17 protein-coding genes are annotated in these 21,645 nt (G+C 73.0%); 6 read left to right on the top strand and 11 right to left on the bottom strand.

Annotated elements, in window-relative coordinates:
• The first annotated feature begins 62 nt into the window (after window positions 1-62).
• The gene (locus ACFYYT_RS14450) at window positions 63-1,190 is read left to right on the top strand and encodes a hypothetical protein (RefSeq protein ID WP_351817837.1); all 1,128 of its coding nucleotides are present in this window, start codon (window positions 63-65) and stop codon (window positions 1,188-1,190) included.
• On the opposite strand, the gene ACFYYT_RS14445 is transcribed toward ACFYYT_RS14450, so the two are convergent.
• The 4 genes from ACFYYT_RS14445 to ACFYYT_RS14430 are packed head-to-tail and all read right to left on the bottom strand — an operon-like array spanning window position 1,155 to window position 5,385.
• Window positions 1,155-2,252, bottom strand: a complete 1,098-nt coding sequence (locus tag ACFYYT_RS14445; RefSeq protein WP_351817840.1) for a hypothetical protein — start codon at window positions 2,250-2,252, stop codon at window positions 1,155-1,157. The genes ACFYYT_RS14450 and ACFYYT_RS14445 overlap by 36 nt on opposite strands.
• Complete coding sequence (locus ACFYYT_RS14440) at window positions 2,249-3,166, bottom strand: N-acetylneuraminate synthase family protein (protein ID WP_351817843.1); 918 nt, start codon at window positions 3,164-3,166, stop codon at window positions 2,249-2,251. The genes ACFYYT_RS14445 and ACFYYT_RS14440 overlap by 4 nt, the downstream gene beginning before the upstream one ends.
• 6 nt (window positions 3,167-3,172) lie before the next feature.
• Window positions 3,173-4,111: an acylneuraminate cytidylyltransferase family protein gene (locus ACFYYT_RS14435; RefSeq protein WP_351817846.1), complete on the bottom strand. Its 939-nt coding sequence runs from the start codon at window positions 4,109-4,111 to the stop codon at window positions 3,173-3,175.
• Window positions 4,108-5,385, bottom strand: a complete 1,278-nt coding sequence (locus ACFYYT_RS14430; protein ID WP_351817849.1) for a DUF6716 putative glycosyltransferase — start codon at window positions 5,383-5,385, stop codon at window positions 4,108-4,110. The genes ACFYYT_RS14435 and ACFYYT_RS14430 overlap by 4 nt, the downstream gene beginning before the upstream one ends.
• A 309-nt stretch (window positions 5,386-5,694) precedes the next feature.
• Here ACFYYT_RS14430 and ACFYYT_RS14425 point away from each other — a divergent pair, with 309 nt between their 5' ends.
• Both ACFYYT_RS14425 and ACFYYT_RS14420 read left to right on the top strand, forming a co-directional pair.
• Window positions 5,695-6,672 carry a glycosyltransferase family 2 protein gene (locus ACFYYT_RS14425; protein ID WP_351817852.1) on the top strand — a complete coding sequence of 326 codons (978 nt, stop codon included), beginning with the start codon at window positions 5,695-5,697 and terminating at the stop codon, window positions 6,670-6,672.
• Complete coding sequence (locus tag ACFYYT_RS14420) at window positions 6,669-8,414, top strand: alpha-2,8-polysialyltransferase family protein (protein WP_351817855.1); 1,746 nt, start codon at window positions 6,669-6,671, stop codon at window positions 8,412-8,414. The genes ACFYYT_RS14425 and ACFYYT_RS14420 overlap by 4 nt, the downstream gene beginning before the upstream one ends.
• A gap of 63 nt (window positions 8,415-8,477) precedes the next feature.
• Here ACFYYT_RS14420 and ACFYYT_RS14415 read toward each other — a convergent pair whose 3' ends face one another.
• Both ACFYYT_RS14415 and ACFYYT_RS14410 read right to left on the bottom strand, forming a co-directional pair.
• A complete protein-coding gene (locus ACFYYT_RS14415) occupies window positions 8,478-10,607 on the bottom strand; it encodes a 3-hydroxyacyl-CoA dehydrogenase NAD-binding domain-containing protein (protein ID WP_351817858.1) in 2,130 nt (709 codons plus the stop codon).
• On the bottom strand, window positions 10,604-11,830 hold the full coding sequence (locus tag ACFYYT_RS14410) for an acetyl-CoA C-acyltransferase (protein ID WP_351817861.1): 1,227 nt from the start codon (window positions 11,828-11,830) through the stop codon (window positions 10,604-10,606). The genes ACFYYT_RS14415 and ACFYYT_RS14410 overlap by 4 nt, the downstream gene beginning before the upstream one ends.
• A 332-nt stretch (window positions 11,831-12,162) precedes the next feature.
• Here ACFYYT_RS14410 and ACFYYT_RS14405 point away from each other — a divergent pair, with 332 nt between their 5' ends.
• On the top strand, window positions 12,163-13,341 hold the full coding sequence (locus ACFYYT_RS14405; RefSeq protein ID WP_351817864.1) for an alpha/beta fold hydrolase: 1,179 nt from the start codon (window positions 12,163-12,165) through the stop codon (window positions 13,339-13,341).
• Window positions 13,342-13,371: 30 nt separating this feature from the next.
• On the opposite strand, the gene ACFYYT_RS14400 is transcribed toward ACFYYT_RS14405, so the two are convergent.
• From ACFYYT_RS14400 to ACFYYT_RS14390, 3 genes are all read right to left on the bottom strand, one after another.
• Window positions 13,372-14,652 carry a ribonuclease D gene (locus ACFYYT_RS14400; RefSeq protein ID WP_351817867.1) on the bottom strand — a complete coding sequence of 427 codons (1,281 nt, stop codon included), beginning with the start codon at window positions 14,650-14,652 and terminating at the stop codon, window positions 13,372-13,374.
• 122 nt (window positions 14,653-14,774) lie between these two features.
• The gene (locus ACFYYT_RS14395) at window positions 14,775-15,437 is read right to left on the bottom strand and encodes a response regulator transcription factor (RefSeq protein ID WP_351817870.1); all 663 of its coding nucleotides are present in this window, start codon (window positions 15,435-15,437) and stop codon (window positions 14,775-14,777) included.
• Window positions 15,438-15,732: 295 nt separating this feature from the next.
• Window positions 15,733-16,389, bottom strand: coding sequence for a DUF3000 domain-containing protein (locus tag ACFYYT_RS14390; RefSeq protein ID WP_351817873.1), 657 nt, complete (start codon window positions 16,387-16,389; stop codon window positions 15,733-15,735).
• Between the two features lie 91 nt (window positions 16,390-16,480).
• On the opposite strand from ACFYYT_RS14390, the gene hemE reads away from it, so the two are divergent.
• Window positions 16,481-17,545, top strand: coding sequence for a uroporphyrinogen decarboxylase (gene hemE, locus ACFYYT_RS14385; RefSeq protein WP_351817876.1), 1,065 nt, complete (start codon window positions 16,481-16,483; stop codon window positions 17,543-17,545).
• 20 nt (window positions 17,546-17,565) lie between these two features.
• Here the strand turns inward: hemE and ACFYYT_RS14380 are convergent, their stop codons facing one another.
• Together ACFYYT_RS14380 and ACFYYT_RS14375 are read right to left on the bottom strand one after the other, a co-directional pair.
• Window positions 17,566-18,948 carry an FAD-dependent oxidoreductase gene (locus tag ACFYYT_RS14380; protein WP_351826462.1) on the bottom strand — a complete coding sequence of 461 codons (1,383 nt, stop codon included), beginning with the start codon at window positions 18,946-18,948 and terminating at the stop codon, window positions 17,566-17,568.
• 67 nt (window positions 18,949-19,015) lie between these two features.
• Window positions 19,016-20,020 (bottom strand): DUF4349 domain-containing protein, encoded by a 1,005-nt coding sequence (locus ACFYYT_RS14375; RefSeq protein ID WP_351826461.1) that lies wholly within the window; start codon window positions 20,018-20,020, stop codon window positions 19,016-19,018.
• A gap of 139 nt (window positions 20,021-20,159) precedes the next feature.
• Between ACFYYT_RS14375 and hemG the strand changes: the two genes are divergently transcribed.
• Entirely contained in the window at window positions 20,160-21,638 is a 1,479-nt protein-coding gene (hemG, locus tag ACFYYT_RS14370; protein ID WP_351826460.1) for a protoporphyrinogen oxidase, read from the top strand.
• The last annotated feature ends 7 nt before the right edge of the window (window positions 21,639-21,645 follow it).

The raw sequence follows: 21,645 nt of genomic DNA, 5'->3' as shown, positions 1-21,645 counted from the left end.
AGAGGCCTCCGGGGTATCCTGATTCTGTTCGAACGGTGAAGCGGAAGGGTTGCTTGCGGTCCATGGCGACGCGATCCAGGCGCACCTCGCCCCCGAACGGCCCCCGTTCCGCCGCCCCCGCCGGCGCACCCGCGCGCGACTGGAACACGGTGGCCCTCGGCCCCGTACGCGGCCGCTGGCTCCTGGCCGGCAAGGACGGCCGGCTCACCGCCTACGCGCGCACCGAGGGCGGCCTGCTGCGCTGGACCGAGCCCGCCCCCGGCGGCCCCGGCTGGAGCGGCCCCGACCTCTTCCCCGCCGAGGGGCTGACCGACCTCGCGGTGGGCCAGGGCCCCGACGGGTACGCGCACTTCGTGGGCCGGCGCCGCCACCGGACCGGGGACACCGACACCGTCACCTACCACCACGCGGTGCAGTACCAGAGCGGCCGTCCCATGGGCCCCTGGGACTCCCTCGGCACCCTCTACCGCAAGCCCGACATGTCCCACCGCGGCGGCCCGCCCGCCCTCGCGGTGGACGCCCTCGGCGCCCCCCACGTCTTCGTGCGCAACGCCGGGCGCGGGGTCCACGTACGGCGCCAGGACAAGAAAGGCGGCTGGGGCGCGTGGGACGACCTGCGCGGAAGCAAGACCTTCGAGGGGGCCTGCGCGGCCTCCACCGCCGAGGGCCGCGTCTGGTTCGCCGCGCCGGGCGAGAAGGGCCTGTCGCTGTGGGCCCAGAGCGCGCCCGGCGGCCCCCTGAAGAAGGGGGCCGACCTCCCCTACCTCGCCCAGGACGGTTCGCTCTGCGCCCTGGAGACCGCCCCGGGCCGGATCACCCACTTCTGGCACGCCGCCGACGGCAGCGGGGTGTTCGCCCACCGAGAGGGCGCCGGGGTGCTCGCCCTCGGCGGCGGTCCGGCGTACGGGACGGTCGCCGCCGCCCGCGCGCTGGTCGACGGCTACGACTGCACCGTGCTGGCCTTCCGTACCGTGGGCGGCCGGACCGCGCTCGCCGCGTACCCCACGGAGCACGAGGCCGCCGGACTGTGGTGGACGGAGATCGGCGAGGAGTGCCTGGAGTCGCCGGCCCTGGCCGTCGACGCGCGCGGACTGCTCGTCGTCGCCTCGATCGGCGCCCGCGGCGAACTGCTGGTCAACCGGCAGAAGGACGCCTCAAGTCTCTCGCTGGGCCGCTGGCAGCGGTTCTGACGGCTCGTACGCGGTACCCCGCGCCCGCTCCCGCCCGCGCGGCTGCGGCGGGATCCGGGTCAGGCCGTGCCGGTCCACCGCCAGCGCGGAGATCCGCCGCAGGAAGTCCACCGAGCGCTCCGCCGTGTCCGGGGTGATCCAGGCGTCGTCGATCTCGCAGAGCTCCACCCGTACCGGCGCACCGCGCAGCACGATCGGCAGGGTGTAGGCGATGGTGGACGCGAAGGTCAGCACGGAGCGGCCGATGGGTTCGGTGAGCGCGGTGAGCTCCAGCGGGAGTTCGGGGTGGACGATCTCCATGCCGGTGGCCCCGGCGATCCGGGCCAGCTTGGCCGGGCTCTCGCGGCGGTGCGCCAGGTAGCGGCCGGCCGCGCGGGACCGGGCGATCCATCCGACGGCCTCCACGTACCGGTCCTCGTCGACGACCCCGGTCTCCACCAGGGAGCTGCCCGCGAGGTCGACGCCGGGGCGGACGCGGACCGGGCCGAAGGTCTCCCGGCTCCAGGCGTACTCGTTGGGCCGGATCTCGGTGCCGGGGGGCGCGGTGACGGGCATGCAGGTGAAGAAGACGGTGCGGTCCAGCTCCTCGCGGGCCAGCCAGCGGTTGACGGGGCCGCCCTTGACGGACGGTTTGACCTCCCCCTGGTGCCAGCGGGTCAGCTGCCGGTGCCCGTCGGTGAGCAGGCTGACCAGCTCGGTGGTGGCGGTGCCGTCGTCCACGACGACCACCTCGCGGGCCTTGGAGCGGGGCAGCAGCAGCTGGATGGTGCGGGAGAACAGGTCCCCGATGACGAGCCGGTCGGCGGCCCCGACCGCGCGGCCCAGGCGCATCAGCTCGCCCGCCCGGCCCAGGTATCCCGCGCGCACCTCGTAGCGCCGCCACACCACCTTGGACCGGGAGGCGAACCGGCACAGCCGGCGGACCTGTTCGCGCGAGCGCGGGTCCACCGGCTGGAGCACGGCGAGGGTCAGGGACGCCGCCTCGCCCGGGTGGACGTGGGCCCATTCCAGGACGTTCAGTAGCTGAGCCGGGCTCTCCACCAGGGCGAGGGTGTTTCTCATGCCGTGGCCGTCACGCCCTCGGCGGCGGGGGTGCCCTGGACGCGGCGGAGCTTCTTCATGGGGCCGAGCTCGGAGGCGTAGACGCGCTTGACGCCGTCGCCGAGGGCGGTCTCGATGGTGCGGATGTCGCGCACGAGGCGGGCGAGGCCGCCGGGTTCGACGGAGGCGGCCTGGTCGGAGCCCCACATGGCCCGGTCGAGGGTGATGTGCCGCTCGACGGCGCAGGCGCCCATGGCGACGGCGGCCACCGTCGTCTGCAGGCCCGTCTCGTGGCCGGAGTAGCCGACGGGCACGTTCGGGTAGGCCGCCTCCAGGCTGTGGATGACGCGCAGGTTCAGCTCCTCGGCCTTGGCCGGGTACGTCGACGTGGCGTGCAGCAGGACGATGTTCTCGCTGCCCAGCACCTCCACCGCGTGCCGGATCTGCTGCGGGGTGGACATGCCGGTGGACAGGATGACCGTCTTGCCCGTGGCGCGCAGGGCCCGCAGCAGTTCGTCGTCGGTCAGGGAGGCGGAGGCCACCTTGTGGGCGGGGACGTCGAACTTCTCCAGGAAGGCCACGGCCTCGGTGTCCCAGGGCGAGGCGAACCAGGCGATGCCGCGCTCGGCGCAGTGCTCGTCGACGGCCCGGTACTCGTCCTCGCCGAACTCCACGCGGTGGCGGTAGTCGATGTAGGTCATCCGGCCCCAGGGGGTGTCGCGCTCGATGTCCCACTGGTCGCGGGGCGTGCATATCTCGGGCGTGCGCTTCTGGAACTTCACCGCGTCACAGCCCGCGTCCGCGGCGGCGTCGATCAGCGCCAGGGCGTTGGCGAGCTCACCGTTGTGGTTGATCCCGATCTCGCCGATCACGTAGGCGGGACGGCCCGCGCCGACCTCCTTGTTGCCGATCCGGCGGATACGGCTGCTGTGCACCACTGTTCAGAGTTCCTTTCCGATGTACTGCGAGGGCTGGGAGAGCTGGGAGGGCCGTGGGGGCTGGGAGGGCTGCGGGGGCCGTCGCGCGTCCAGCAGGGGCGCCAGGGCCCGGGCCCGGTCGAGGTCGCCGGGCTCGTCGATCTCGACGGCCCGCTCCGGGGCGGTCGGGACGAGCTGGGTACGGCCGAAGAAGCGGTGGCCGTGGCGCCGGAAGCCCTCGGCGCGCATCGCGTAGACGGCGCCCGACTCCAGGTACTCGGGCCTGCGGTCCTGGCGGCGCTGGCGTACCGCGCTGTCGTGGTTGACGCCGGCCGCGGCGTGCCCCGGCCCGGGTCCGGGCTCGGCGGTCCACAGGAAGCCGTGGAAGGGCACGGCGGTGAAGGCGGAGTCGGCGCCGTCCCGGACGACGGCGAGGACGGCCGCGTCGATCTCCTCCGCGGTGACGAAGGGGCTGGTGCACTGGACGAAGACCAGCACCTCCACCGGCTCCCCGTGCCGTTCCTCCAGCCGGTCCAGCGCGTGCAGCAGCGCCGATTCGCTGGAGGCCCGGTCGGTGCCGAGCTCCGCGGGGCGTTCGACCACCTCCGCGCCGGCCGCGCGGGCCGCGTCGGCGATGGCCCCGTCGTCGGTGGACACCGCGACCCGGGTCACGTGGGCGGCGCCCAGGCAGGCGCGCACGGCGCGGGCGACGAGGGGGACCCCGCCGACCTCGGCGACGTTCTTCCCGGGGATGCCCTTGGAACCGCCCCGGGCGGGTATGACGGCGGTGACGTTCACAGGGCTCTCCACAGGGGCCGGATCGGTGGGCTCGGAGTATTCGGTGTGCGCGGTGTGCGCGGTGTGCGCGGTGGCCGCGGTGGCCGCGGTGGCCGCGGTGTGCGCGGTGTGCTGTGTCCGCTCGGGGTATGCGGCCGGCCCGGTGTACCGGGCGTGAGCGGTCATACGCCGCCCCACTGCTGGATCTTCGGGGCCACGCGCTGGACGCCGAAGCGGTACGCGACCTTCAGGACGCGGCGGGAGGTGCGCCGCATCGGCCCGCCGGCCCGGGCCCGCGCGGCGCCCGCGCCGGGGGAGCCGTCCGGATCCAGGCCCCGGCGGCGCAGCAGCGCACCCACGTAGTCGGGTGCGCTTTCGGCGGTGTAGTACGGGGATATCGGCGGCAGCGGCCGTCCCGCCAATTGCCCGATCCGTGCCCGGAGTTCCCCGAACGGGTCTTCGGACCGTATTCCCTGGTCGGTGGTCCAGGATTCGTGTGCGAGCGGGGCGGCGCCCTCGTCTATCGCGGACCAGTCGGTGACGCAGCCGGAACCGACGAAATAGTGGTTGCCGTGGATCTCCCGTACGCCGAGATCGCTCAGGATCGCGGTGGGCATTCCCCGGTGCATCGATTCGAGCGCGGCCGTGGAACTGACCGTCACCAACAGATCGGTACGGTCCAGGGTTTCCGACATGTTGCCGTACACGAAATGCAGATTGGGCGGCAGCGGCTCTTCGAGTTGGTCCGCGAGCACCTGGTAGTGGTACGCCTCGATGTGGGTGGTCGGCTCGCCGGGCTTGCTGCGGAGTTTGACGAGCACGTCACGCCCGGGCCGCAGCCGGGCGTGGTATATCGCGCGGCGCAGCAGGTAAAGGCGTCCGGCGCGGTCGGCGGGTACCGAGGGCTGGACGGCGAAACAGACCGTGTAAGGGTGCCGGGCGTGCGTCCGGTTCATGTCGTACGGTCTTTGGTCGAGGAAAGGCAGGGCGGTCTGGACGATGCACGAGCCGGGAATTCCGAGCGGTTCGTAAATGTCGGCGAACCGGCGCCGGTCGAACGGGCTGTTGGCGAGGACGATGTCGGCGCCCGCCCGCAGCAGCAGGCCGTCGGCCATCTTCTCGTAGACGACGCCGACGTATCCGGTCATCAGGACCGGCCGGCGGGCGGCGCCCCGGAAGCGGTGCGCCAGTGCGTGCAGGGCGGCGTGCGTGGAGCCGCCGACGGTCCCCAGGATGACGAGGTCGGCGCCGTCCAGTTCGGGCGCCGCCGCGAACTCGGGGAGGGTGGCCTCGGTGATGGAGGCGGGGGTGATGCCGACCTCGGCCAGCTGGCGCGCCGTGGGAGTGCTCCTGCCGCGCAGCATGTGGGCGTGCACCTCGCTGCCCGGCGCCAGGCCCACCGCCAGCCCCGCGCCCCATTTCCAGCGGGTGTCGGAGTCTGCGAGCACGTGGATGCGCACTGGTGATTCCCGGGTCGATGGGTGGGGTCCGACGGGCGCCGCCGTGAGCGCGCCGAGTGCGTGCGGGGACGGATTGCCGCGCGGCCCGTTAGACCTTACATGCTCACCTCAGCCTTACGTGTCACGAATAGGCCTCGGCGGGCGGGGGAGTTGTACGTCACACCGGGGCGATCGTGCGGGCCCTTGGAGGGGTTCTGTCATGATGTCCGACGTGTTACCTGATCGTAGGATCGGGGAGTGCGCGGCTGCGCCCGTCCGGGCCGCATCCGGGGGAAGCGTGAAGGAATGTGAGCGGGGTGAGTACTTTCCATGGTGACCCTTTCGGTAATCGTTGCCATGTGTGACGTGCGGGAATACTGCCGGACGGCGCTCAAGTCCCTGGCGCTCAATGCCCGGGAGGATTTCGAGTTCATCGTCGTGGACGACGGGTCCGTCGACGGGACGTCAGAGATCCTCCAGGAGATGGTGCCCGCCATTCCCGGTGCCGTTTTGATCCGCAATCAGCGGAACCTGGGCATATCGGCCACCCGCAACATAGGCCTGTCGGCGGCGCGCGGACGTTTCTTCACCTTCCTCGACGGAGACGACTGGTACGCCCCCGGATATCTCGCGCAACTGGTCGGCTGGATGAGCCAGTCGGGCGTCGATTTCCTGCGGACCGGCCACGTCCGGGTCTACGGGCGCAAACGCAAGATCGTCATGGCTCCACTCGCCCCGAGGGCCCTGCCGCTGAATCCTGCGGACTACATCGGGCCGGTGGACGCCTCGACCTTCATGGACTACCCGCAGTCCTGGGCCGGCATCTATGACCGCGAGCGCCTCCTGGAGCTCGGCGCGCTGTTCTTCGACGAGCGCCTGCGCACCGCCGAGGACCGGCCCTGGTTCTACAAGCTGCACCTGCGCGCCCGCTCCTTCGGCGTCGTCGACCTCCACGGCATCTTCTACCGCCGCGATGTGTCCACTTCACTGACCAAGGTTCCGGACGAGCGCCAGCTCGACTTCCTGCCGGCCTTCCGGCTGATTTTCGAGGAGCTGGCCGCACACCCGCGCGGATATGAACTCTCGTACAAGGCGATGCGAACTCTCTGCGCGCTCATCGTGATTCACCTGGACCGCGCCGAGTCGTACGAGGAACACATCCGGGGTCTGCTGCCGGAACGGAGCGCGCAGATCCTGAAGGACCTCCCCCAGGACGTCCTGGAGGGAACGCTGGCAGGAATGGACTCGGCACGCGTGAACAAGCTCAGAGCGCTGATCTCCCGGCACCAGGGCGTCGCCGCCCGATGACCCGGATATTCGCCGCCTCCACCCTCTACGGCGCCATGACGGTGGCCGCTGCCATCGAAGCGGGCCAGCTCGGCCAGGACGACCGCGAGCGCATCCTGCTCGTGTGCAACAACGTCGACATCCCCGAAGTCGCCACCCCGCTGCACCAGATGCCCGGCGCCGCCCCCGTGCTCGCGCGCTTCCACCGGGTCGTCTACTGGAACGACCTCATCTACCCCTTCCACCCGGCGCTCTGGTCCCCGCGCGACGAGGACGCCCCGCTGTGGCGCACGGTGATGGCGGAGAAGATCGGCATCCGGCCGGGCCCGCTGGAACTCGTCGTCGAGTCCATCCAGGTCAAACCCGCCCAGACCCTCTGCAAGATCTTCTCGGACGCCACCCTCGCCGTCTACGCCGACGGCGTCATGAGCTACGGCCCCACCCGCAACGACCTGCCCCGCTCCCTGCACGGCCGGATCACGCAGGTCCTCTACCTCGACCTCGTCCCGGCCCTGCTGCCGATGCTCCTCACCGAGTACGGGATCCCCTCGCGGCCCGTGCACACCGGAGCCGTCCTGAAGCTGCTGGACGAGGTCACCCGCGCCTGCGCGCCGATCCTGGACCGGGTGATCCCGCCCCCGCTGGCGCGGCTCGGCCCGCAGACCGCCCTCCTGCTCGGCCAGTACCTCTCCCCGCTCGGCATCCTCACCGAGCAGGAAGAGGAGGAACTGCACCTGCGGATGTTCCAGAACGCGCTCCTCCTCGGCCACACCTCCGTCGTCTTCAAACCGCACCCCAGCGCCCCCTCCAGCCTCGCCGACACCCTCGGCGAGGCGGCCCGCGAGGCGGGCGTGCCCTTCCTCGTCCTGGACGTGCCCGTCCTGGCCGAGACGGTCTTCGCCTACCTGCGGCCCCGCCAGGTCATCGGCTGCTTCTCGACCGGCCTGTTCACCGCCCGCGCGCTCTACGGCATCCCCGTCGCCCAGATCGGCGCCCTGGAGGTGATCCGGCGCATGCGGCCCTACGCCAACAGCAACCGCATCCCCGCCACCCTCACCCACGCGCTGCTCCCCGACCTGGAGGCGCCGGCCGCGGGCGCCGCCCCCGCCGACCGGGTGCTGGACGTCGAGCACATCCGCACCGAGGTCACCCCGTACGTCCAGGCCGTCGGCTACTGCATGCAGCCCAAGCGGTACGCCTTCCTGCGCCCGGTCGCCGAGGCGTACGTGGCCGCCGCCATCGACCAGTGGGAGGGCCGCCCCGAACTGTCCATGCACTTCAACGAGCGCACCCGGACCCGGCTGGACCTGCCCGGCCCGCGCACCTGGAAGTGGCGCCGCGGCAAGGGCTGGACCTTCCGCGCCACCGGCGAGCGCACCGAGCCGGACGAGGTGCCCTTCACCGACATCACGCTCAGCGGGTTCGCCTCCCTGGTCGAGGCCAAGGACGACCGGGGGATCCTGGAGGTCGGCTCCCGGCTGCTCGCCGAGCACGAGAACCTCGACCTGCTCATCGGCATGGCCCAGGCCCACATCCGCCGCAAGGAGACCGACCAGGCCCAGCGGCGGCTGGAGCGGGCCGCGCAGATCTCGGCGGACAGCGGGCGCGCACTGGTCTGGCTGCGCATCGCCGAGACCGCCGCGAAGCTCGGCAAGCAGGGCGACGCACTGCGCCGCCGGGCCGGACAGCGGGCGCTGAGCATCAACCCCGACTCGCCCGCCGCCCAGCGGCTGGTCAAGAGCGGCCGCCTCGGCCGCAAGTGACGGGTACGGGAAAGGGCCCGTCCGCACACCGTGCGGACGGGCCCTTGCCTTGTGCCGAGGGGGTTACGCCGGGACGCTGGCGACACCCGGGGCGAGGAAGCGCTTGCCGTTCACCCGCTCCGAGACGCCCTCACGGTCCAGGTACGGCGTGACGCCGCCCAGGTGGAAGGGCCAGCCGGCACCGGTGATGAGGCAGAGGTCGATGTCCTGGGCCTCGGCCACGACACCCTCCTCCAGCATCAGGCCGATCTCCTGCGCCACCGCGTCCAGGACGCGGTCGCGGACCTGCTCCTCGGTCAGGACGACGTCGCCCTGCACCAGGAGCGCGGCGACCTCGGGGTCCAGCTCCGGCTTGCCGGAATCGTAGACGTAGAAGCCGCGCTTGCCGGCCTTGACCACGGCCGCCAGGTTCGGGGAGACGGTGAAGCGCTCCGGGAAGGCGCGGTTCAGGGTCTCGGAGACGTGCAGACCGATGGCCGGGCCCACGAGCTCCAGCAGCACCAGCGGGGACATCGGCAGACCGAGCGGCTCGATGGCCTTCTCGGCGGTGGCCACCGGGGTGCCCTCGTCGATGACGTTCTGGATCTCGCCCATGAAGCGGGTCAGGATGCGGTTGACGACGAACGCCGGGGCGTCCTTCGTGAGGACCGCGGTCTTCTTCAGCTTGCGCGCGACACCGAAGGCCGTGGCCAGCGAGGCGTCGTCGGTCTGCTCACCGCGGACGATCTCCAGCAGCGGGAGGATCGCGACCGGGTTGAAGAAGTGGAAGCCGACCACGCGCTCCGGGTGCTGGAGCTTCGAGGCCATCTCCGAGACGGACAGCGAGGAGGTGTTGGTGGCGAGGATCGCGTGCGCCGGGGCGACCGCCTCGACCTCCGCGAACACCTTCTGCTTGACGGACATCTCCTCGAACACGGCCTCGATGATGAAGTCCGCGTCCGCGAAGCCCTCGGCCTTGTCCAGGACGCCGCTCACCAGGGCGGTCAGCCGGTTGGCCTTGTCCTGGTTGATGCGGCCCTTGCCGAGCAGCTTCTGGATCTCGGCGCGGACGTAGCCCACGCCCTTGTCCACGCGCTCCTGGTCGATGTCGGTGAGGACCACCGGCACCTCCAGGCGGCGCAGGAACAGCAGCGCCAGCTGCGAGGCCATCAGACCCGCGCCGACGACGCCGACCTTGGTGACCGGACGGGCCAGGTTCTTGTCCGGGGCACCGGCCGGGCGCTTGGCGCGCTTCTGCACCAGGTTGAAGGCGTAGATGCCCGAGCGCAGCTCGCCGCCCATGATGAGGTCGGCCAGCGCCTGGTCCTCGGCGTCGAAACCGGCCTGGAGGTCGCCGTCCTTGGCCGCGGCGATGATGTCCAGCGCGCGGTACGCGGCCGGAGCGGCGCCGTGCACCTTGGAGTCGGCGATGGCGCGGCCCTTGGCGACGGCCGCGTCCCAGGCCTCGCCGCGCTCGACCTCGGCCCGTACGACCTCGGTCTCGCCCTTCAGGACCCGCGCGGTCCACAGGAGGGACTGCTCCAGGAAGTCGGCACCCTCGAACAGCGCGTCGGCGATGCCGAGCTCGAAGACCTGCTTGCCCCTGAGCTGACGGTTCTGGTTCAGCGAGTTCTCGATGATGACCGAGACCGCGCGCTCCGCGCCGATCAGGTTCGGCAGCAGGGCGCAGCCGCCCCAGCCGGGAACCAGACCGAGGAAGACCTCGGGCAGCGAGAAGGCCGGGATGGCCTTGGAGACGGTGCGGTAGGTGCAGTGCAGACCGACCTCGACACCGCCGCCCATCGCCGCGCCGTTGTAGTACGCGAAGGTCGGGACCGCCAGCGCCGCCAGGCGCTTGAAGACGTCGTGGCCGCCCTTGCCGATGGCGAGCGCCTCGTCGTGCTTCTTCAGCAGCTCGACGCCCTTGAGGTCGGCGCCGACCGCGAAGATGAACGGCTTGCCGGTGATGCCCGCGCCGACGACGGAGCCCGCGAGGGCCTCCTGCTCGACCTGGTCGATCGCCGCGTTCAGGTTGGCGAGGGACTGCGGGCCGAAGGTGGTCGGCTTGGTGTGGTCCAGGCCGTTGTCCAGCGTGATGAGCGCGAAGCGCCCGGCGCCGAACGGCAGGTCCAGGTGGCGGACGTGCGCCTGCGTGACGACCTCGTCCGGGAACAGCTCGGCCGCGCCCTTCAGGAGCTCAGCGGTGGTGCTCACTTGGAGTCTCCCTCGGCGTTGAAGTTGGGGTTCTCCCAGATGACCGTGGCGCCCATGCCGAAGCCGACGCACATGGTGGTCAGGCCGTAGCGGACGTGCGGCTGCTCCTCGAACTGACGGGCCAGCTGCGTCATCAGGCGCACGCCCGAGGAGGCGAGCGGGTGGCCGAAGGCGATGGCGCCGCCGTACTGGTTCACGCGGGCGTCGTCGTCGGCGATGCCGTAGTGCTCCAGGAACGCGAGGACCTGGACCGCGAAGGCCTCGTTGACCTCGAAGAGGCCGATGTCCTCGATCGTCAGGCCGGCCTGGGCCAGGGCCTTCTCGGTGGCCGGGATCGGGCCGTAGCCCATGACCTCCGGCTCGACGCCCGCGAAGGAGTACGAGACCAGGCGCATCTTGACCGGAAGGTTGTTCTCCCGGGCGAAGTCCTCGGAGGCGATGATCGCGGCGGTGGCACCGTCGTTGAGACCGGCGGCGTTGCCCGCGGTGACCCGGCCGTGCGTACGGAACGGGGTCTTCAGGCCGGCCAGGTTCTCCAGCGTGGTGCCCGGGCGCATCGGCTCGTCGGAGGTGACCAGGCCCCAGCCCGTCTCGCCCGCGGCCTCGTTGGTGTTGCGGACCGAGATCGGGACCAGGTCCTGCTGGATCTTGCCGTCGGCGTACGCCTTGGCGGCCTTCTCCTGCGAGCGCACGGCGTACTCGTCGGCGCGGAGCTTGGTGATCGTCGGGTACCGGTCGTGCAGGTTCTCGGCGGTCATGCCCATGAACAGGGCGGACTCGTCGACCAGCTTCTCGGAGACGAAGCGCGGGTTCGGGTCCACGCCCTCACCCATGGGGTGGCGGCCCATGTGCTCGACACCGCCGGCGAGGGCGACGTCGTAGGCACCGAAGGCCACACCGCCCGCGACGGCGGTCACGGCGGTCAGCGCGCCGGCGCACATGCGGTCGATGGAGTAGCCCGGGACGGACTGCGGGAGGCCCGCGAGAATGCCGGCGGTACGGCCCAGCGTCAGGCCCTGGTCGCCGATCTGGGTGGTCGCGGCGATGGCGACCTCGTCGATCTTCGCGGGGTCCAGGTCCGGGTTGCGGCGCAGCAGCTCCCGGATCGCCTTCACGACGAGGTCGTCGGCGCGGGTCTCGTGGTAGATGCCCTTCGGGCCCGCCTTGCCGAACGGGGTGCGGACGCCGTCGACGAAGACGACGTCCCTGACGGTACGAGGCACGTTGGCTCTCCTCCAGGTACGGGATGGCGCTGCTGCGCGGGGGCGGCCCGGCCGATGTGGCTGAGCGCCCGCTCACCCGGCCCATGCTACTTGCGGGTAACCCATGTGCACACCCCCTCCCCGAACAGCGGCGAAGGTCACACCGGCGCGCCCGCCGTGAGCCCCCTCGCGCCCCGCCGCGCGCCCGGCCGATCGGAGCGCCCCTGGTTACCCGAACGGGTCGGACATCCGGCCCCATGGCCGCGTCGGCGGCTCAGGTCGCACGCCTTTGCGGATTCTGGCCCCGTCCCGGGCGCCCGCCCCGGACCCGACCGACGGAACGGACCCCCGCGATGGCCGCACCTGTGCTCAAGGACTACTACGTCGATCACAAGTCGACGATCCCGGCGAACGCCGGCGACCCCGTCAAGCTCTTCGTGCGCAGGCGCAACGGCACGCCACACGGCGGCACCAGCCGGCCCGTCCTGATGCTGCACGGAAGGAGCGTCCCGGCCCTGGCCGGTTTCGACCTGCAGTACAAGAAGTACAGCTGGGCCGAGGAGCTGGCGAAGAAGGACTTCGACGTCTTCGTGATGGAACTCCAGGGCTCGGGGCTCTCGACCCGCCCGAAGATGGACGACCACAAGAACGTCAGCCCCGCGACCGCGCAGCGGGCACTCCTCTCGCCGAACCCGAACGCGAGCCCTTACACGGGCCCGGTGTCCTACGCCGCCCAGCTCAACAACTCCCAGAGCGACTGGGACGAGGTCGACAGGGTGGTCGACTTCATCCTCGGGGAGACGGGCGCCTCCAAGGTCGACCTCATCGGCTGGTCGGCCGCCGCCCAGCAGTTCGGGCCGTACGCCATCCAGCACCCCGGCAAGGTCCGCAGCCTCTTCCTGCTGGCGCCGATCTTCCCGCCGAACGGCAGGGCGAGTGCGGCCGGGACCGACTTCGGCGCGCCGGTGCCGCTGCCGGTGTCCCTTCCGGCGGCGGCCTTCGGCTTCCCGATGACCGTCGGTACGAAGGGCGGCCTCGACGCGTCGTGGGGCAACGACCTGAAGTGCCCCGACCAGCGCGAGCCCGGGATCGTCGACGAGGTGTGGAAGGCGATCATGGCCGTCGATCCGGTCGGCGCCCATTGGGGAGGACCCGCGGGGCCCCCGCAGGGGCTCAACCGCGTCCGGAACTCCTACTGGTGGGGCTGGAACAAGACCACCGTGCCGCTGCACGACGTCCTCGGCGGAAGCGTACCGGTGTGTCTCGTGTACGGGGAGCACGACTCGATCGTGAACACCGCTCCGGACCTGGGTCTGCTGTACTTCTCGGTCCCCGAGCTCTACAAGGCCATCAAGAAGCCGCAGAAGCTGATGTTCCGGATCGCCTGCGCTGGGCACCAGGCGCCCTGGGAGCGGGTGGCGCACGACGTGCACACGATGTCCGAGCACTGGCTCAAGCAGGGCAAGGTCGACGGCGCGGAAACCGGGAGCTACTACCGGGACGCGGACGGGGCCCTCACTCCCCTGGAGTAAGGGCCCCGTCCGCGTCGGCCGGCCGGCCGGTCAGTCGGTCGCCGCGAGGGCCGTGACCAGCGCGGGCGTCACCTGTTCGATCTGCCAGGGGCGGGCGCCGTAGCCCGCGAGGGCCTCGGCGACCGTGCCGGCGTCCAGCCGCTGCGGGGGCTCCCAGCACAGCCGGCGCACGGTGTCCGGGGTGATCAGGTTCTCCTGGGGCAGGTTCAGCCCCTCCGCCAGCGCCGAGACGGCGCTGCGCGCCGCCGACAGCCGGGCGGCCGCGGCGGGGTCCTTGTCCGCCCAGGAACGCGGCGGCGGCGGACCGGACGGGGTCGCCCCCGGCTGCGGCAGCTCGTTCTCGGGCAGGGCCTTCGCCCGGTCCACGGCGGCCATCCACTGGTCCAGCTGGCGCCGGCCCATGCGCTGCCCGTAGCCGGGCAGGGCCGACAGTGCGTGCACGTTCGCGGGGAGGGCCAGGGCCGCCTCCACGATCGCCGCGTCGCCGAGCACCTTGCCGGGGGACACGTCCCGGCGCTGGGCGATCCGGTCGCGGGACTCCCACAGCTCCCGCACGACGGCCATCTGCCGGCGGCGGCGCACCTTGTGCATGCCGGACGTACGGCGCCACGGGTCCTTGCGGGGCGGGGCGGGCGGGGCCGCGGCGATGGCCTCGAACTCCTGGTGCGCCCAGTCGAGCTTGCCCTGCCGGTCGAGCTCCTTCTCCAGCGCGTCGCGCAGGTCCACCAGCAGCTCCACGTCGAGCGCGGCGTAGCGCAGCCACGGCTCGGGCAGCGGCCGGGTGGACCAGTCGACGGCGGAGTGCCCCTTCTCCAGTACGTAGCCCAGCACGCTCTCGACCATCGCCCCGAGGCCGACCCGGGGGAACCCGGCCAGCCGTCCGGCCAGCTCGGTGTCGAAGAGGGAGGTGGGCGTCATGCCTATTTCGCGCAGGCACGGCAGGTCCTGGGTGGCGGCGTGCAGGATCCACTCGGTGCCGGACAGGGCCTCGCCCAGCGAGGAGAGGTCCGGGCAGCCGACCGGGTCGATCAGCGCGGATCCGGCACCTTCCCGGCGCAGCTGCACCAGGTAGGCGCGCTGTCCGTAGCGGTATCCGGAGGCGCGTTCGGCGTCGACGGCCACCGGTCCGGTGCCCGCGGCGAAGGCCGCGACGACCCGGGCCAGCGCTTCCGCGTCGGCCACGACCGGGGGGATTCCCTCACGGGGTTCTAGCAACGGAACAGGCAGCCCATCGGACGAAACCTCGTCGTCCGGGGGGCCGCCCCCGGTGGTGGTGCGCAGGCCTGCTGCGGTCTCTTGGGCGTCGGTCACCGGTCAAGGGTATCCGTGGATGTGACGCGCCCGTCGCCGGAACGTTCCGTCGACGGGCGCGAGGGGGAGGGGAGGGCGGCTCCGGGGGTTCGGGGAGGCGGGCCCGGGGCCTGCGGGCAAGGTCAGTGGATGATCCCGGTGCGCAGGGCGACGGCGACCATCCCGGCGCGGTCGCCGGTGCCCAGCTTGCGGGCGATCCGGGCGAGGTGGGACTTGACGGTCAGGGCGGACAGGCCCATCGAGACGCCGATGGCCTTGTTGGACTGGCCCTCCGCGACGAGGCGCAGGACCTCGACCTCGCGGCCGGAGAGCTCTCGGTAGCCGCCCGGGTGGCTCGGGGCACCCGGGGGGCGGCGGTGCATGCGGGCGGCGGCGGCACCGATGGGGGCGGCGCCGGGCCGGGTGGGGAGCCCGATGTTGGTCCGCGTACCGGTGACGACGTAGCCCTTCACTCCGCCCGCGAGGGCGTTGCGCACGGCGCCGATGTCGTCGGCGGCGGACAGGGCCAGGCCGTTGGGCCAGCCGGCGGCACGGGTCTCGGAGAGCAGGGTGAGTCCGGAACCGTCGGGCAGGTGTACGTCGGCCACGCAGATGTCGCGCGGGCTGCCGACGCGGGGGCGGGCCTCCGCGATGGACGACGCCTCGATCACGTCACGGACTCCGAGGGCCCACAGATGGCGGGTCACGGTGGAACGGACGCGCGGGTCGGCCACGACGACCATGGCCGTCGGCTTGTTCGGGCGGTAGGCGACCAGGCTTGAGGGCTGCTCGAGAAGAACGGACACCTAGGCCTCCTGGGGGAGTGGCGGGACGGGCCGGCTGGGGGAAGGAAGCCGGTGCGAACCGTGCGGATGGTCACTGACTCCTTCGGCACGTCACCCGCCCGGCTTTAGGGAATGATCACGATTTGGTGAGTAACAATTCGGGCAATTCGGACGCATGATCGATCAGTGGACGATCAGAAGGCCGCAACGGACGCACAGTTCTGACATTCCGTTACGGACCGGGCGGGCCCGGCCGGCCGTTCCCGGCCCCTCCCCGCGCCCCCGCGCGCCGCGGGACGGCCCCCGAGGGGGCTGCCTACGGGTGGTGCGGACCGCGCCGCTGTGGCAGGGACACCACGCCCGTGGCGGTGTCCGTCGGCCCGACCGGGGGCAGCCCCGCGATCTGGCACAGCAGCTCGCACCAGGCCGCGAGGTGCGAGGCGGTGTCGGGCACCCCGCCCACGCCCTCGCGCGGTGTCCACGAGGCTCTGATCTCGATCTGGGTGGCCGGACGCCGCTCCGCGAGCCCGCCGTAGTAGTGCGAGCTCGCCATGGTCACGGTCCCGCTCGCCTCCCCGTACGCCAGCCCGCGCGCCTCCAGCGCCCCGGTCAGCCAGGACCAGCACACCTCGGGCAGCAGCGGGTCCGCGGCCATCTCCGGCTCCAGCTCCGCCCGGACCAGCGTCACCAGCCGAAAGGTGCCCTGCCAGGCGTCGTGCCCGGCCGGATCGTGGAGCAGGATCAGCCGGCCGTCGGCCAGGTCGTCCTCACCGTCCACGACCGCCGCCTCCAGCGCGTACGCGTACGGGGCCAGTCTCTGCGGCGGCTTCGTCGGGTCGATCTCGATCGCGGACCGCAGCCGCGCCTTCTTCAAGCCGTCGACCGCCCGGCGGAACGGGAGCGGGACGGAGCTCTCCTTCGCGCTGTCCGTACCGTCAGCGCCATCTGAAAATCGTCCCTGAGCCGCAGCCATGCCGGGAAGACTAGGCGGAACGAGCGCCCGTACGGCGCAGGGACACCCGCACCGGGCCGGGCACTTCTTCATACGTGCGAAGATTTGCCGCGTGAGCGCCACTACCCGCCCCACGGGCCAGCCGAGTCAGACGTACGATTCCGCCTTCCTGAAGGCGTGCCGGCGCGAGCCGGTCCCCCACACGCCCGTGTGGTTCATGCGGCAGGCGGGCCGCTCACTGCCCGAGTACCGCAAGGTGCGCGAGGGCACGGCCATGCTGGAGTCCTGCATGCGCCCCGACCTGGTCACCGAGATCACCCTGCAGCCCGTGCGGCGTCACGGTGTCGACGCGGCGATCTTCTTCTCCGACATCGTGGTCCCCCTCAAGGCCATCGGCGTCGACCTGGACATCAAGCCGGGCGTCGGTCCCGTCGTCGCCTCGCCCATCCGTCGCCGCGAGGACCTCGCACAGCTGCGCGACCTCACCCCGGAGGACGTCTCCTACGTCACCGAGGCGATCGGCATGCTCACGGGTGAATTGGGCGGCACGCCGTTGATCGGATTCGCGGGCGCGCCTTTCACCCTCGCGAGCTACCTCGTCGAGGGCGGCCCCTCCAAGAACCACGAGCACACCAAGGCCCTGATGTACGGGGACCCCCAGCTGTGGGCCGACCTGCTGGACCGTCTCGCGGAGATCACCTCCGCCTTCCTCAAGGTCCAGATCGAGGCCGGCGCCTCCGCCGTGCAGCTCTTCGACTCCTGGGTCGGCGCGCTGGCCCCCGCCGACTACCGCCGCTCGGTGATGCCCGCGTCGGCGAAGGTCCTGGAGTCCGTCGCCGCGTACGGGGTCCCGCGCATCCACTTCGGCGTGGGCACGGGCGAGCTCCTCGGTCTGATGGGCGAGGCCGGCGCCGACGTCGTGGGCGTCGACTACCGGGTCGCGCTCGACGACGCGGCCCGCCGCGTCGGCCCCGGCAAGGCGCTCCAGGGCAACCTGGACCCCGCGGTGCTCTTCTCCACCACCGAGGCCGTCGAGGCCAAGACCGACGAGGTGCTGGCCGCCGCCGCGGGCCTGGAGGGCCACGTCTTCAACCTCGGCCACGGCGTCCTGCCGACGACGGACCCCGACGCCCTGACCCGCCTGGTGGACTACGTCCACACCAAGACGGCGCGCTGACCCGCCGCGGCGGGGGTCGCTCAGACCCCCGCCGCGCGGACCGCGGAGACCGCCTTGCGGGCCGCCACCAGGACCGGGTCCCAGACCGGGGAGAACGGCGGGGCGTAGCCCAGGTCCAGGGAGACGACCTGCTCGACGGTCATGCCCGCCGTGAGGGCGACGGCAGCGACGTCCACGCGCTTCGCCGCGCCCGCGCCGCCGACGATCTGGACCCCGAGCAGACGGCCCGTGCGGCGTTCCGCCAGCATCTTCACCGTCATCTCGGCGGCCCCCGGGTAGTAGCCGGCCGTGTTCGTCGAGCGGATCGTGGAGGTCACGAACCGCAGGCCCGCCTCCCGCGCGTCCCGCTCGCGCAGTCCCGTACGGGCGATCTCCAGGTCGCACACCTTGCTGACGGCCGTGCCGACCACCCCGGGGAAGGTCGCGTAGCCGCCCGCCACGTTCGAGCCGATCACCTGGCCGTGCTTGTTGGCGTGCGTGCCGAGCGGGATGTGCCGGGTGCGGCCCGCCACCAGGTCCAGGACCTCCACGCAGTCGCCGCCCGCCCAGATGTCCTCGTGCCCGCGCACCCGCATCGACAGGTCGGTCAGCAGGCCGCCCGAGGGGCCCAGCGGCAGCCCCGCCGCGCGGGCCAGGGCCGTGCGCGGCTCCACGCCCATGCCGAGCACCACCACGTCCGCCGGGTACTCCTGCCCGGCCGCCGTGGCCACCGCCACCGCCCGGCCCTCCCCGTCGGTGCGGACCCGCGTCACCTCGGCGCGGGAGACCGTGACGATGCCCAGGGCGTTCATCGCGCTGTGCACGAGGCCGCCCATGTCCGGGTCCAGCGTGGCCATCGGCTGCTCGCCCCGGTGCAGGACGGTGACCTCGTAGCCCCGCCGCACCAGCGCCTCCGCCATTTCCACGCCGATGTAGCCCGCGCCGACGACCACCGCCCGGCGGCCCGGCGTACGGTCCAGGGAGTCCATGAGGCGCTGCCCGTCGTCCAGGGTCTGCACCCCGTGCACCCCGTGCGCGCCGATGCCCGGCAGGCGCGGGCGCACCGGCCGGGCCCCGGTCGCCAGCACCAGCCGGTCGTACGCCGTCCAGGACTCGGCGCCCGTCTCCAGGTCCCGCGCGCGCACCCGGCGCCCGGCCGGGTCCAGCTCCACGACCTCCGTGCGGGTGCGCAGGTCGATGCCCCGGGCCCGGTGCTCCTCGGGGGTCCGCGCGATCAGCTCGTCCCGCCCGGCCACCTGCCCGCCGACCCAGTACGGGATCCCGCAGGCGGAGTACGAGGTGAAGTGCCCGCGCTCGAAGGCGGTGATCTCCAGCTCCGCCGGGCCCTTGAGCCTGCGTGCCTGTGACGCGGCGGACATCCCCGCCGCGTCACCGCCGACCACCACCAGTCGCTCCGTCGCCATCGCCCGCCCCGTTCCGTTCCGCCGCGTCGTTCGATTTACGGGGACCACGCTACGGGCGGATCACCGCTCACCGCGCCGGATCGGCACCGGCCGGGGCCGATCCGGCCGCCGCCGGCTCCTCGCGGGGCGCCGGGACGACGGCCGGACGCGCCTTCGGCCGGGCCGGGCGCAGCCTGCGGTACCCGCGGAACCCGAGCACGGCCAGGGCCGCGGCCAGCGCGAACGGCAGCGCCACGGCGACGGCCAGGGCCAGGTACCGCACCAGGGTGGTGAACACCGACCAGCCCGCGCCCAGGGCGTCGCCGAGGGAGGGGCCGCCGTCCTCGTCGTCCCGCGCCGCGCGGGGCGCGGCCGGCTCCGACACCGACAGGGTGACCGTGCCCATCGCCGTCTGGTCCTTCAGGGCGTTCTGCTGGGCCAGCAGCGACTCCAGGTCCGACTGACGCCGGCTCAGCTCGCCCTCCAGCATGACCACGTCACCGAGCGCCGAGGCCTTCTCCATCATCTCCCGCACCCGGGCCACGCTGGCCTGCTGCGACTTCACCCGGCTGTCGACGTCCGCGACCTTCTCGGTGACGTCCTGCGCCTCCACCTTGCGCCGCAGCAGCTTCCCGCCGCCCTCCAGGGCGGCGATCACCGCGTCGAAGCGCTCGCCCGGCACCCGCAGCGTCAGCGTCGAGGTCATCCGGCCGTCCGGGCCCCGCTCGGTGGACTCGTCGCCCACGTACCCGCCCGCGCCCTCGGCCGCCGTACGGGCCGCCGCGAGGGTCTTCTGCGGATCGGCCGTCTCCACGGCCAGCGATCCGGTGCGGATGACGTGCGGGCGGACCGCGGCCGGAGCCTGCGGCGAACCCTTCGCGTCCGCCGCCGGGGGCGCGGCCGCCCCCGGCTTGGCGGCCCCCGGCTTGGCCGCCTCCGCCGGGGCGCCCGCCGCGTCCTGGCGGGGCCCGGCCGCCGCGCTGCCGGAGGAGGCCTGCCCGTCGGCGCCGCAGCCGGTGAGCGCCAGGGCGGCGGCCAGGGACAGCCCGGCCAGCGCCGCCGCCGAACGGTGTCTCGCGTGGAACCTGCGCATCGTCAGTACCCCCGTGGGATCGGCTGGTGTCGCCGCTTCGACGTAGGGGGCCCGGCCGCGGGTTCCGCACACACGGTCCCGGGGCGGTTCCGATGCGGTCACGGTCCGGCCTCGCCGAGCGGTCTGAGACGATGTGTCCATGCTTGATGCGGACACACGTACGGAACCGCCGGGCCCCACCGGCCACGTCGTCGTCGTGGGCGGCGGGATCGCCGGCCTCGCCGCCGCCCACCGGCTGCTCGCCGACGGCTTCCGCGTCACCCTGCTGGAGGCCTCCGAGCGCCTCGGCGGCAAGCTGTACGCGGGCGAGCTCGCCGGCCTGCCCGTCGACCTCGGCGCCGAGTCCGTCCTCGCCCGCCGCCCCGAAGCCGTCGCCCTCGCCCGGGCCGTGGGCCTCGGCGACGCCCTCCAGCCGCCCGCGACCGCCACCGCCCACCTGTGGACCCGGGGCGCGCTGCGGCCCATGCCGCGCGGCCACGTCATGGGCGTCCCCGGCGACACCGCCCCGCTCGCCGCCTCCGGCGTCCTGTCCGCCGAGGGCCTCGCCCGCATCGACGCCGACACCGCGCTGCCGCCCACCGAAGTCGGCGAGGACGTGGCCGTCGGCGAGTACGTCGCCGCCCGGATGGGCCGCGAGGTCGTGGACCGGCTCGTCGAACCGCTGCTCGGCGGGGTCTACGCCGGCGACGCCTACCGCATCTCGATGCGCGCCGCCGTCCCCGCCCTCTTCGCGGCCGTCCGCACCCACCCCACGCTCACCGAGAGCGTCCGCGCCCTCCAGAGCGGGGCCGCGGACCGCGCCGCCGCCGACCGGACCACGGTCACCGGCGCGGCCGCCACCGGCCCCGTCTTCGCCGGGATCGCCGGCGGCATCGGCCGGCTGCCGCTCGCCGTCGCCGACGCCTGCCGGGCCGCGGGCGCGCGGATCCGCACCGGCACCCCGGTGAGCGGCATCAGCCGCACGCCCGGCGGCTGGCGGCTCACCGCCGGCGAGGAGACCCTCCACGCCGACGCCGTGGTCCTCGCCACCCCGGCCGGCCCGGCCGCCCGGCTGCTCGACACCCTCGCCCCGGCCGCCGCCGGCGCGCTGCGCGAGGCCGAGTACGCCTCCATGGCCCTGGTCACCATGGCCTTCCGGCGCCGCGACCTGCCCCCCGCGCTCGCCGCGGGCGGCGCCAGCGGGTTCCTCGTCCCGCCCGTCGACGGCCGCACGATCAAGGCCTCCACCTTCTCCAGCAACAAGTGGGCCTGGTCCGGAGCCGATCCGGAACTCTTCCTGCTGCGCACCTCCGTCGGCCGGCACGGCGACGAGGCCGACCTCCGGCGCGAGGACGGCGAACTCGTCGACGTCTCCCTCGCCGACCTCGGCGAAGCCGTCGGCCTCACCGCCCGGCCGGTGGCCTCGACCGTCACCCGCTGGGACGGCGGACTGCCCCAGTACCCGGTCGGCCACCTCGCCCGCGTCGCCCGGATCCGGGCCGCGGTGGCCGAGCTGCCGGGCCTGGCCGTCTGCGGAGCCCTCTACGACGGGGTCGGCATCCCGGCCTGCGTCGAGAGCGCCGGGAAGGCCGTCGAAGCGGTGTCCGCCGCGATGGCCACCCCTGGCACGGACCACTGATCAGCAC

The sequence above is a fragment of the Streptomyces sp. NPDC002032 genome, assembly GCF_042890765.1.
Lineage (GTDB): Bacteria > Actinomycetota > Actinomycetes > Streptomycetales > Streptomycetaceae > Streptomyces.
Note: the sequence above shows the minus strand (reverse complement) of the source record. Positions and strands in the feature narration are given on the sequence as shown.